General features: G+C 56.3%; 9 protein-coding genes. All 9 read right to left on the bottom strand.

Annotation, left to right across the window (positions count from 1 at the left end):
* Nucleotides 1-65: 65 nt before the first annotated feature.
* Nucleotides 66-950, bottom strand: coding sequence for a type IV pilus biogenesis/stability protein PilW (locus ACIOZM_RS25190; RefSeq protein ID WP_401218720.1), 885 nt, complete (start codon nucleotides 948-950; stop codon nucleotides 66-68).
* Between the two features lie 191 nt (nucleotides 951-1,141).
* Entirely contained in the window at nucleotides 1,142-1,723 is a 582-nt protein-coding gene (locus ACIOZM_RS25185) for a hypothetical protein (RefSeq protein ID WP_401218717.1), read from the bottom strand.
* On the bottom strand, nucleotides 1,710-4,097 hold the full coding sequence (locus ACIOZM_RS25180; protein WP_401218714.1) for a hypothetical protein: 2,388 nt from the start codon (nucleotides 4,095-4,097) through the stop codon (nucleotides 1,710-1,712). Before ACIOZM_RS25180 ends, ACIOZM_RS25185 begins: the two co-directional genes overlap by 14 nt.
* Before the next feature lie 40 nt (nucleotides 4,098-4,137).
* Nucleotides 4,138-6,186: a type VI secretion system tip protein VgrG gene (locus ACIOZM_RS25175; RefSeq protein WP_401218712.1), complete on the bottom strand. Its 2,049-nt coding sequence runs from the start codon at nucleotides 6,184-6,186 to the stop codon at nucleotides 4,138-4,140.
* A 28-nt stretch (nucleotides 6,187-6,214) separates the two neighbouring features.
* A complete protein-coding gene (locus ACIOZM_RS25170; RefSeq protein ID WP_401218710.1) occupies nucleotides 6,215-7,216 on the bottom strand; it encodes a serine/threonine-protein kinase in 1,002 nt (333 codons plus the stop codon).
* Entirely contained in the window at nucleotides 7,213-7,941 is a 729-nt protein-coding gene (locus ACIOZM_RS25165) for a PP2C family protein-serine/threonine phosphatase (protein WP_401218707.1), read from the bottom strand. Before ACIOZM_RS25165 ends, ACIOZM_RS25170 begins: the two co-directional genes overlap by 4 nt.
* A complete protein-coding gene (tssM, locus tag ACIOZM_RS25160; RefSeq protein ID WP_401218704.1) occupies nucleotides 7,941-11,480 on the bottom strand; it encodes a type VI secretion system membrane subunit TssM in 3,540 nt (1,179 codons plus the stop codon). Before tssM ends, ACIOZM_RS25165 begins: the two co-directional genes overlap by 1 nt.
* Before the next feature lie 13 nt (nucleotides 11,481-11,493).
* Entirely contained in the window at nucleotides 11,494-12,369 is an 876-nt protein-coding gene (gene icmH / locus ACIOZM_RS25155) for a type IVB secretion system protein IcmH/DotU (protein WP_401218701.1), read from the bottom strand.
* 5 nt (nucleotides 12,370-12,374) lie between these two features.
* Nucleotides 12,375-12,440, bottom strand: a 66-nt coding sequence (locus ACIOZM_RS25150) for a hypothetical protein (RefSeq protein WP_401218770.1), incomplete at its 5' end; no start/stop codon positions are given.

Genomic DNA, 12,440 nt, shown 5'->3' with positions numbered 1-12,440 from the left:
AAATCCGTCCCCTCTCACAGTCTGATCTGTCCCCACCCTCACTATTGGTCGTATCAACTACAGTTTTATCGAGATTTAGCCGACTGTGGAATACGTCCACCCTTTCCGTCTTTTGTCATTTTAGCGATATATTCTTTATAAAGCGGACACGCGTCGGACTTCATACCTATATCCCAATACGCATCTGCCAAATTCAATATTGCAACGACTCTCTCCGGGAATTTTTTATGGATCTCCTTCAACAGCAAAGCAGCTAAAACGCTATTTTTGTTACGATACAAATAATAGGCATAATCATTTAGCAGCCCGACATTATCATCGGACACTATCAAAGTCAGCTCATACACCAGCTCCTGGGGAATGCTCCTTCTTACTTTGTTACCGCCATCATCGACGCCATAAAGCAACTCTCCTTTTTCGCCCTGAGAAAGCTTACCAAGGATGTATTTAAAATCTTTCCTGACTTCTGCAAGCTGAGCCTCATCATTCAAAGAACTAAAATTAGGCCCATTTTCAGAGAACTGAGAAAACAGCGTGCAACACGCTATACGCTGAACATCAAACTGCTGCGGAAACAAAGCTTCAATTGGTACCTTCTCACCACCCAAGGTATACTTTTCATCCCTACTAGGTTCAACCCATGTAGATTTTTTATAGAGCATCCAATCTTTCTGCGCAGAGCTCCATCTAAAACTATACTGCGTAAGATCAGTATTACGAGTATAAAAATCCAGCAACAACGAGAATTCGCCTGGGAGATAACCTACTGACAGCCCTCCATCTCCAAGTTCAAAATCCCCCGAAACTGACTTGTCGCTCCCGCCTATATCGATAGTGATTCGCGAAACTGTACCGTCATCCTCGAGCGGGCTAACACTATACGAATCGCAGACTCCATCCCCATTTAGATCAGCCTCGCAGCTAGAGTTTGCACTTGCCACTGTTGCCATGAGCACGAAAACAAAAAAACTGCGATTCTCATCATAATGTCCCCCCCAAGTGCACCATGGCAAGCCGCTCTCAGCCGGAAGAAAGGTCAGTTTGTCATAGAGTCAATATCATTCCAGGCAAAAAAGACAAAACATAGGAGCTGCCCGCGGGACGGACTAAAAAATAAATCCGCCCCTTTTATTAAAACAAATCAGCTCCGTGTTGCATCATTACCACTATCCAACGATTGAAGAATTGCTTTTAGCTTAATAACATCACTTTCATAAAATGAGTTGCATTGAGAAACAGCCACATACACTGCTTCTATTTTTCTCTCATGGGTGCTACATACGACGCCCGCCCCCTCACTGCCATCCGGCCGGCCATATACAACATCTTTTACATCCAGCAAAGTCCAATTTGGCATGGCAATTTTTCGTTTCACCGCATCCGACCCATCATCAAAATGCAGTATCTCACTTGGGTTAGGCAGCGCAATCAAATCGTTATAGCGCTTCTTCTCTCCATTTCCAACCACCTTTAAAACCGAGGACAGATCTCCCCCACTCACTATAAATGTTGGAAGCCTATCGAGGTTTGCCTCATATAGGTCCTGCGCAGGAGGCATCAATTTTAATATATCCACACCATTTTCATTCGTGCAAGCAGCAATATCATAACCAAGTTGAGCGCTCTCAAACGGACAACCCTTATCATTTGCATTTACATGAGAAGCACACAGCATCCAATAAATACACCAGACAAATAAAATATTAGCTTTAAACTTCATCACCCAAAACACTCCAAATAAGTTTAAGTGCGTCCTGCCTGTGTCCATTTTGATCCGGAGTTTTATTAGGACTACCCCTATTGATTACCGATCCAACTACCTTCGCAGCGGCAGCCGTTGATCCAACATCGGCGTACTTGCTTATTCTCTCCCTAACCCAAAAGAACCCAGAAGCATCACAGGCGTTATAATCATCTGACTTCAGAAGATCTGGACGTGGATCAGTCGTGAAGTCTTGACCGCGATACTCCCCATAGCTTTTGTAGTTTTTTCTACCCGTTATTTGCAGGAACCCACGACCATGGAACCGATTTCCGTCTCCAGTCATACCGCCATTTGAGGCGTTAGCCGCTCCGTTTCCCATTCCAGCAGCCTTAGTTAATACTTGACCAGGGCGAGACGCGACATATTCAGGTCGAGTAATTGTTGTCGTTGGTGGATTAGATTGAGGAATCTCTACCGGACGACGACCAGAGGGTAAATTACGAACTCTTGTGACTGCCCGATCATAGTCCTCTCCAGCTTCAGTTGGCGTAATCAATTCATACGATGTTCTAAAGTATCGCACATCACCGTTTTCTTCGCGCGTGCGCCACCAACCTGTCTCAATACCAACTTGTGATAAAAAATGGGCGATTCGCAGCCGCGAGCTACTTATAAGATACTTCGAAAGCATCTTATTCATAGGAACTCTCAATCCTGCAGCACGCTCTTTCCCAAGTGCATCTGACGGTGTTAGTACACTTACAAGCTCAGCCTCACTGAGCCACCCACAGGTTCTAAAAAGTCGAATAAATTCAAAAGGTGGAAAATGCCAATGTTTGCCATCAATACCGACTAAATTAGCGGATTCCCAGAAAGCCAATTCATTCTGATGAGTTTTTATTTTTTCATATTGTTCTTGCGGCATTGGGCCGCCATCCGCCACTTTCAACAACCAACCGTACCTGACATCAAAGTCGTTCGCCATCCACTCAGTTGGAAACTTGCATATAAGACGCTTCAGCATTTGCTGAGTATCATCAGATCTAAGTCGAGACATACTTAATTCGCGTTCATTCGTATAGCGCTCAGATAAATTTTGTTTTTCTTCATCTGAGAGCACTGAAAAACCCGGAGAATTCGCAATGCTAACAGCATCACTGTCTTCATGCTTAACTGCGCCCACACCCAACCCGAGAAGTCCTTTTATGAATTCGGACTGGCAGTGACTATCCGAATCTGTATCATCATCTACCAAGTGCCAACCCTGCCAATGTGGAAAATCCGCGTCACTAAATTTCGTAACGCTATCAGCATTTAAATTTACCCAACCGACCTTGCACTGCTCCCCTGCTTTTCCAGGGAATTTGATTTGACGCCAATGTGCCGCGCCAACTGGCTGGAGGGTATCTGGCCCCAGTACTCGTCCAAATCGTAGCAATTCATATCCAGCACTAGGAGATTGCGGATAGTACTGTTTTGCTTTCTTGTAAAGGTCATACGCATACTCTGAGTCTTCCGACTGAGTCCCAATTTCTTGCCCACTCAGAAAATAAGACGTAAGTTTGCAATCGCCCTTTTCGTAGCGCATGCGAACATAAATACCCTCTTGCAGAAGCGAAGCTACCGCAGGTTCATATCCGTCCACTGTAGCAGGGGGCGTTGAGGATGATGCCGTACTGCTTCCCTCTTGAATCGGAACGTTCGCGGGCATAGTTGGCGGTCGGTAGACTACTGCCGCGCTGTTCATTGATTGGCGGCGATCGGCGGGAGGGGCACTATAGATTAGAACTTCGGAGGGTACGAAAAAGTACACATCCCCCCAACAACTGCTTTTCCGCCCATTCTGGGTCTGATAATTGAGATCGAGAGTATCCCTACCGGTAAAATTAACTATCTGACTTTGGTCCGCAATAATCTCAAAATGTATCCGCCCTTTGCTTCCATAAATGCTCCCTGCTTCACCGACAGCGTCCTTTCTACTTATTTTTTTGCCTATCTGCGGGCTGTTCAAAGTGATCTTTGACAGGTGCATATAGATCGAATAGAAGACTACTTTTGATTGTGCATCATCATCAATTTCAGTCTCATGGCGCAGAACCACACACCCCTTATCAGTCCATCCTCCTCTAAAATTGAGTGGATGAGCCGAATCCGGGTTCTCGGGAACCGAATCCCGAAAATATACCAATGTACCATCACAAATCGCTCTTACGGGTAATGCACGTCCCGCCTCTTGTGGAGCGGTTAGGTGTATACCCCCGTGCCAATTAAGGTCGAAGCTCAAAGGATAACCACCATCGCCAGGTACACCGCCAATCATTGCGCGCGCCACGAAGGCCTCGTCGGTTTCTCCTGCAATTGGTTTCGGAAGGAAAGGAGGGCTAATGATCATTCAAAAAATTCCTTGTTCATATTGACGCTTGTCCGTCCGCTCAAAGCGAGAAAGGGTAATCAACTGTCGGCTTAACCTTCTCAGGCACCGCATTCCCTAACGCCTGATCCATCAAACTCCCCGCCTTATCCTTATCCGCCGCCCCCGGCAGCACCGGCGGTTTAATCCCGATCCCGGTCCCATTCCCCGCCGACCCGCCAGCATTAATCTTCACCACCGGCCCAACAACAGTCACACCACCGCCATCCAGCTTGATAAAGCTCCCACCCCCAAGAATGGTCAGCTCCGTCCCCGCCTCGATAACGATCTTGTCCCCAGCCTTAAGGTGAATCTCTTTCCCCACACTGGTGAGCTGCGCCGTCCCGAGCTTCACATGCTGGTTCTGCCCCACCGTCAGGTGATCGTCCATCCGCGTTTCTACTTTGCGGTCGGAGATCGTGGTGCGGTGTTCTTCAGCCTTGAGTTCGGTGTAGGTGTTCTTCTCGACCGTGTCGTGGCGTTCGTTGCCGACCCGAATTTTCTGGTCGTGCTCGACGTTTTCATCCCAATCGCGCTGGGCGTGGATGAAGATTTGTTCGACGCCTTTTTTGTCTTCGATGCGCAGTTCGTTGTAACCGCCGCCGCCCGGGGAGCTGAGGGTTTTGAAGACGCTGCGGGTTTTGTTCGCCGGCAGTTCGTACGGCACCGGGTTTTCCTTGTGGTACAGGCAACCGGTGACGAGGGGTTGGTCGGGGTCGCCTTCGAGGAAGGTGACGAGGACTTCCATGCCGATGCGCGGAATGGAGATGGCGCCGTAGCGGTCGCCGGCCCAGGAGCTGGAGACGCGTAGCCAGCAGCTGGTTTTGTCGTCGGCCTGGCCTTCGCGGTCCCAGTGGAACTGGACTTTGATGCGGCCGTATTGGTCGCAGTGGATTTCTTCGCCTTTGGGGCCGGTGACGTGGGCGGTCTGGCTGCCGAGGACGCGCGGTTTCGGGTGTTCCAGTGCCGGGCGGTAGAACACATCCCACGGAGTGGCGAGGAAGGTGTTGCGGTAGCCCTGGTGGAAGTCGTCTTTGTTGTCGGTGGTGTCGCTGGTCACGCCTTCTTCGAGGACTTGCGGTTGCTTGCCTTCGTGGAGGATTTCGGTGAGCAGCCACAGGTCGTTCCACTCGCTGCGCGGGTGGTCGGACATTTCCATGAAGTGGCCGCTGACCAGTTTGGTCTGGTCGCCACGGCCTTCGGCCTGACGGTAGTCGGCGCGATGGCGTTCGAGGGCGCGCTGGCTGAGGAACTTGCCGCGCGCGCGGTCGATGAAGCGGCCGGGGTAGTCGTAGTCTTCGAGATCCGGTTCAGCGTCTTTGCTATCGAGAGCGCCGTCGGGCTTGTATGCCGCTTCCATTTGCAGGCGCGGTTTTTCGAAGTCGTAGTCGCGGCGCGTGGTGCGGCTGGTGCGGGTTTCCAGACGCAGACGGAAGCCTTTGATCACCGGCTCGTCGGCGACCATGCCGCTGCCCTGCACGTAGGCGGTGGGCTGGCCGAGTTTCTGGAACACGGTCTGGTCGTCACCGAACACCAGCAGATGAGATTTTTCGCTGTGCTGGAAGTGGTAGTGAATGCCTTCTTCTTCGCACAGACGCTGGACGAAGTGCAGGTCGGTTTCGTCGTACTGCACGCAGTAGTCGCGATCCGGGCATGGCTGGCTCAGCTGGAAGCTGTAGGCGTTGCCTTTGATGCCGTGCTCTTCGAGGATCAGCGCGATGATTTTCGGCGCCGACATCTGCTGGTAGATGCGCTGATTGGTGCGGTGATGCAGGTATTGCAGTTGCGGCACCATCGAGATTTTGTAGCGAGTCAGGCGCTTGCCGGCATCGCCCTGAGCAACGCGATAGATCTGGCCGTGGATGCCACTGCCCTGCGGATCGAACGCCAGAAACGCCTGCTTGTGCAGGAGTTTTTCCAGGTCCAGATCGGGGTTTTCGCTGACCAGTTCGAGGTCGAAACGAAACGGCTGGCTGATGCCTTCGGTGCCGGTGAACGCCAGCACTTGCAGGTCGCCCACATAGTCTTCGACCGTCAGGCTGAAGTGCGTTTCGTTAGCTGAGTTGAACATTGTGTGCTCCCTGTTCGAATGTCATCCGTTACGCCCGAAGTCGCAGACGTTGCAGCCAGGACGAAGTGGCGCCCATGGCGTCACGCAGTTGGATGGCAGTGATGGTGCGTTCTGCCGCATCGAAGCTCAGCGCCGTTTGCAGCGCCGGCCAACAGTGTTTCGGTAAGTTTTGCGGGGCTTGCAGCTCGCGCTCCAAGTGCTCGTCGCGGGCCTGGGTCGAGGGCAAGCGGCGGAACGGGTGTTTGCCGCCCGCCAGTTCGTAGATTACGCAGGCCACGCCGTACACGTCCGCGCTGGCCGACAACGGTTGGCCCTCAAGCAGTTCGGGTGCGGCGTAGCCCGGGGTCCAGGCGTTGAAGCGCTCTCGGCTCAGGTGCGGCAGGCCGGGCAGAATGCCCTCGACTGCCTGGCCGAGGCCGAAGTCGAAGAGGCGCACGCCGTCTTCGCTGAGCATCACGTTGCTCGGTTTCATGTCGCCGTGCAGCACGCCGCGTGCGTGGGCGTAGGCCAGCGCATCGAGCAGCGGCAGGACAATGTCGCGCAGTTCTTTCCACGGCAGGCCCAGTGGCCGCTCGCAGAGCAATTTGTCCAGGGTCAGGCCACGCATGAGTTCCATGGTGATGAAGGCCCGCTGGCAATCGGTGTCCACTTCGAACGTGTACGGATGCAGCACGTTGTCATGGCGCAGGCGTCGGGTCAGGGCGAACTCGCTGTAAAGCAAGGCACTGGCGTCCGGCGATTCGGCAAATTCTTCGCTGAGGATTTTCAGCGCAATGTAAGGGTCGGGATCGCCGAACTGTTCGTGCAGCAGATCCCTTGCCCGGTAAACGGCGCCCATGCCACCGGCCCCGAGCAGACGCTCGAGGTGGTAACGACCTGCCAGAACATCCGGCAGTTCACCGACGCTGGCCTTGGTCGGCGCCAGCGCAGGTTCGGCGTTATGTTGCTTGGCGAAGGCGAAGTAGGTCAGGTTGTTGGCCTGCTCTTCGCTCATCAGCAAGTCGTCGACTGAGGATTCGATTTCAGTCATTGGCGGATCACCACGGCAGTCAGGTTGTCCCGGGCGGCGCCACGCAGGGCGCCGTCGAACAGACGTTCCAGCGCCACATGCGGCGCGGTCAGGCTGAGGGCGTTGCCGAGGGCATCGCTGCTCAGGCCCTGATACAAACCATCACTGCAGAGCAAAAACGCATCGCCCGGATGCACTTCGAGTTCCAGTACATCGAGGGTCAGTTGCTCGGCAGCGCCGACGGCTCGGGTCAATGCCTGAGCTGCCGGATGCGCAGCAGCCTGCTCGACGCTCATCTGTTGCTCGTCGATCAGTTGTTGTTGCAGCGAATGGTCCTTGGACAGCTGATACAAACGCTGCCCACGCCACATATAGCAACGGCTGTCGCCGGCCCAGATGCAGGCCGCACGATTACCGTCCACCAGCAGCGCCACGACGGTGCTGCCCATGATGCTGTCGTGGCGACCGGCAGTGACGGTCAACTCTTGCCCTAGCCGCCGGTTCAGCCAGTGCAGGCACTGGCGAATGGCTTTGAGGCGTTCGTCGAAATCGTCGTGTGGCGGCAACTCCGCCAGGCTGGCGACGATCAACTGGCTGGCGATGTCGCCACCCTGATGACCGCCCATGCCGTCCGCGACCACCCACAGCCCCTGCTGCGGATTGTCGAGGAAAGCATCTTCGTTGCGCGCCCGCACCTTGCCCGGGTCGGTACGCGCCGCGCTGCGCCAGGCACTGGCCACCAGCATCAGAGCTGCACCGGCATACGGAAGGTGCGCAGCACGCCCATGTCGAACGGGTTCGGCGTGCGCTGGCTGGTCAGCAGGTAGTTGGCGCGCAGGCCGCCTACATCGGCTTTCAGCACCAGCACGTCGCGACCGGTCAGGTACTCGGTCTGCATCAGGTCGAACAGACGGAACAGCGACCATGGGCCGGAGTTCTTTTCGATCCCGATCGGGCGACCGGCCATCTTGTCCATCACCAGACTGGTGCGACCGTCTTCAGCATCGGTCGGCCACTTGAACGACACCGGCACGATTGGACCGTGGCGATATTCAATGGTCTTGTCGCCGAACTTGAATTCCGAACGGCTGACCGATGGATCAAGGGTGTACGGCTCCAGTTTGAACTGCACGGTCGGCTCGGCCGGGTTGATCGAGAAGAAGCTCTGACGAATCGTCAGCGCGGCCGCCATCTGATCGAGGTAGACCTTGGACACCGGCAGGCTGTGACCGTCGACGCTGCGCATCCGGTAGTTGCCCGGATCACCACTGACGAACGGACGCATGTAGGTGTCGAAGAAGCGGTCGGCGATGCCTTGAGCCTTGAAGAACTCGCGGAAGTCGCTGATCGCCACGTCGCTGGTGCTACTGGCGCTGAATGGATAACGCTTGCTGATGGTCTTGCCGTAAACGCTGTACAGCTCGTTCTGATAACGGCCGTTCAGGTATTGGTAGGCATCGTTGAGCACCAGACGCCAGGAGTCTTCGGCCAGCACGTTGAACCATACGCTCAGCGGACGCGGCAGACGACCGGACGCATTGCGCAGGTTGGTCAGCGCATCACGCTGGCCGCTCATGCGGGTCTTGGCCAGTTCGAACGCGGCTTGTTCCGGCGAACTGGAACGAGCCAGGCTGGCCAGTTGCAGTTGCAGGTCGTTGAGTGCGCTCAGTGCCGGGGTCAGATCAGCAGCCGGGCCGTTGTTGTCATCCAGCAAACGGTGCAGCGGTTCGAAGCGACGTTGCAGGGATTTCTTCGCGGTGTCCGGCAGATTCTTCGCGACGTTCAGGGCCGAAGCCTTGTCCGCCACGGCAGAGGCCAGTTTGCCGATTTTACCCAACTTGCCCTTCTGGCCAGCCAGCGCATCGGCGGCATCGCCAGCTTCATCCACCGGATCAGCAGCAGCCGGGAAGCGAGTGTTTTCGCGCACTTCAGTCAGCAACGCCAGCACCGGCGAGTTGGCCGAAGTCAGGCCCGCCAGTTGCTCGGCGCCTTCGCCGGCGTCGTTGATCGGCGGCAGCGCCACCTGGCCAACAGCCTCGCTCCAGTAGTTGGCGTAGTCGCGGAAGTACAGTTGCTCCAGCTCGACCATCAGACGACGCAAGTCCATGTCGCTGATACCGGCGCCTTCGCCCAACACCCAGTTGTCACGCAGGATGTCGGTGACCAGCGCAGAACCCTGGACCGAGAAATACTGCTGATAACCCTGCTGGGTGTAGAAACCCGGGATCACGTAATCGGTGCCGACAAACAGCGAGCCTTGTGGGCCGAGGTGTTGGCTGAAGCGGTAATCCGGCAGGTTGCGCGCCTGCTCGCGGAGCATGCGGTACACCACGGTCGCCAGCGATTCGCTGCGCAATACCTGACGCGCCTGCGCGACCAGTTGGTCGTTCAGCGGGTAGATAAACGGCAGCTTCAGCAGACGTTCGAAGTGGGTGGTCAAGCCGTTCTGCACCGCAGTGTTGCCGGTGTAGCGCGTCGACCAGTCAGTAGCGACCCAGTCCTTGAGCCACGCCGCATCGCGACGGTCCTTCATGTTCAACATCAGGTACGCACGCAGGCTGTTGATCAGCTTTTCGCGGTCCTTCATGTTGGCGCGGATCTGCCCTTCGAGCAGCGTCGCGACCCGTGGCAGCAGTTGCGCCTGAAGCTCACGTTCGTAAGCTTCTTTGACTACCGGATTGACGTCTTCGCCCTGATACAGACCGCCACGCTCGTGGTACGAAACGTCGCCCTTTTTCGGGAACACTTGCGTCGCCGCGTAGCTGGTGTCGAGGACTTTCAGCGCGCCCATCGCATCATCACGCGGGCTCAGTAACGTGCGTTGCTGAGCCCAGTTCTGCGCCAGATTACGCAGGTTTTCCAGACGCTCATAGTTGGCCGAGAAACCACCGGCCCAGAGCATGCCGAACAGCGCCAGTGCCGCCAGTGCGCCGACGTACAGCGCACGCTGGCCCCAATGGATGCGGCTGCGTTCGCGCTTGTCCAGACCGGCCAGATCGGCCTCGGGGAAAATCACCCGGCTGAGCAAGTGATGGATAAACCGCGAACGGCCACTGCGCAGCGTCGGCAATACGCCGGCGCTCATGCCCAGGTTGGCGCCGATGCCAGCGGTGGTCGCGTCCATTTCCTGTGTCAGGTGCGGCGCGCTGGTCAGGTAGAAACCGCGCAGTTGCGTGGCACGCTGGTAACGGTTGCCGGTGAACGCCAGATCGACGAACAGGCACATACGCTCGCCGATCTGCCCCAGTTGATGCGGGAAGTCGAGGATGCGCCCACGGCGCTGAGTATCGCGCTCGGAGTGCATGCGCATGATCACTTGGCTGTTGAGGCGACGCAGCAGCTCTTCAAACTCGCTGCGCAGCACCGACACGTCGGTGCCCTGCTGATCCTTGCGGAAACTGGTGCCCAGCACCTGATCGCTTTCTTCGCGGGTCAGTTGATCGAAGAACTCGTCGAAGCCCAGCAGCTTGTCAGCCTTGCTCAGCACCAGATACACCGGTACATCGACGTGCAGCTTCTGATAGACGTCTTGCAGACGCGCACGCACCTGGCGCGCCAGAGTGTCGATGTCTTGCTCGCTGCCACCGATCAGGGTTTCCACCGGAATGGTCACCAGCACGCCGTTCAGCGGACGTCCGCGACGACGCTTGCGCAACAGCTCCAGCAACGTGGTCCAGGCACTGCTGTCGACGTCGACGTCCGCCTGGGTCAGGTAACGCCCGGCGGTGTCGATCAGCACGCCGTGATCGGCGAAGTACCAGTCGCAATGACGGGTGCCGAGGGTGTCGCGGGTAAGCTTGCGGTCGATCTTGTTGATCGGGAATTCCAGACCGGAAAAGTCCAGCAGGCTGGTCTTGCCGCTGGCCTGCGGGCCGATCAACAGATACCACGGCAGCTCGCTGCGCCAGCGTTCGCTGCGACCGCGATACAGGCTCGAAGTCTTCAGGGTTTTCAGTGCGTCTTTGAAACGCGCCTTCAACTCTTTCTGCTCGTCGTCGATCAGCTCTTCGCGGCGGATGCGATCCTGGCCGTCCTCGGTTGCTTCGACAGCTTTCTTGCGCACACCGGCGCGCCAGCTGACGAAGACCATGGTCAGGCCCCAGATCAGGAACAGCACACTGATGGTCAGCAGGCGGGAGGTCGAACCTTCCCAGAACTTGTAGTCATCAACGGCCAACAACGGGCCGACGAACCACACCAGCAGTGCCACGAACAGCACCAGCAGCAGGGTCCAGACCCATGTCTGGCGCAGGAAGGCGCCGACTTTCTTGAAAAACTTTTTCATCACACGTCCCTGTTTACGGCTGCGACTGCGGTTGGACCGCGGCTGGATCAATCGGCTGATAGGGTTGCAGAACGGTGTCGCGCTGCTCGCCCAGGACCCAAGCAAAACCCGAATACATCACCACCAGACAGACGAAAGTGAACAACACCACCATCCACGCCGGTACGATGCGCACCAGGTTGCGACGTTGGTCATTCAGGCCTTCCCAGTGCGGCGACAGCTCACGCGGCACGTCGCCACGCAGTTGACGGATCTGGCGGTACAAGGCGTCACGGATGCCTTCAAGTTCGAGCATGCCGCGAGCCTGCACGCGGTACTTGCCTTCGAAACCGAGGGACAGGCACAAGTACATCAGCTCCAGCATCGGCAGATGCTTGACCGGGTTTTTCGACAACCGATCGAGCAGCTGGAAGAACTTCTCGCCACCGAAGGTTTCATTGTGGAAGGAGCTGAGCAGGCTCATCTGCGACCACTCGCTTTCGTTGCCCCACGGTGTGGTCACGACAGCTTCGTCGACCACGGTGCAGAGCACGTAGCGGGCAGCCATGACCTGGCTGCTTTCGGCGCCGTTGTGCAGGGCGCGCACTTCAAACAGCTTGAGCCCGGCGGTCAGGCGCTCGTTGAGCGCATAAAGATCTTCGCGGGTTTCGCTGTGCTTGAGGCGCACCACTTCCGAGAGCAGTTCGGACGACGCCGCCACCAGCGAATTGAGGCTGATGTTGAAGGCCTCCGCCGGGCGCAGGCGCGCGGCGTAGATCATCCGTTCTTCCAGTTGTTCGAAGCGCGGAGGCGCGGCGAAGTCGGTCAGCGGACTCGATGCCGGGCCGTGGCCCTGACGGTCGAGCAGGACGGTTTTGTCGTCCTGATTGTGTTCCATGTCCTTGATCATGTCGGTCAGTTCCTGATGGCCCAGAATTTCAGTTCAAGCTCGGCGAATTCGCCGGACACGTGGAACGCGAA

This window comes from Pseudomonas sp. NPDC087346, assembly GCF_044744235.1.
Classification (GTDB): domain Bacteria; phylum Pseudomonadota; class Gammaproteobacteria; order Pseudomonadales; family Pseudomonadaceae; genus Aquipseudomonas.
The sequence above is the reverse complement of the archived record's forward strand: the minus strand, read 5'-3'. Positions and strand labels throughout refer to the sequence as shown.

Excerpts from the sequence above, each read along its gene's own strand:
- ACIOZM_RS25165 (WP_401218707.1), bottom strand. The coding sequence starts at position 7,941 with ATGCTGGTGGCCAGTGCCTGGCGCAGCGCGGCGCGTACCGACCCGGGC.
- ACIOZM_RS25180 (WP_401218714.1), bottom strand. The coding sequence starts at position 4,097 with ATGATCATTAGCCCTCCTTTCCTTCCGAAACCAATTGCAGGAGAAACC.
- tssM (WP_401218704.1), bottom strand. The coding sequence starts at position 11,480 with ATGAAAAAGTTTTTCAAGAAAGTCGGCGCCTTCCTGCGCCAGACATGG.
- icmH (WP_401218701.1), bottom strand. The coding sequence starts at position 12,369 with ATGATCAAGGACATGGAACACAATCAGGACGACAAAACCGTCCTGCTC.
- ACIOZM_RS25175 (WP_401218712.1), bottom strand. The coding sequence starts at position 6,186 with ATGTTCAACTCAGCTAACGAAACGCACTTCAGCCTGACGGTCGAAGAC.
- ACIOZM_RS25170 (WP_401218710.1), bottom strand. The coding sequence starts at position 7,216 with ATGACTGAAATCGAATCCTCAGTCGACGACTTGCTGATGAGCGAAGAG.
- ACIOZM_RS25190 (WP_401218720.1), bottom strand. The coding sequence starts at position 950 with ATGGCAACAGTGGCAAGTGCAAACTCTAGCTGCGAGGCTGATCTAAAT.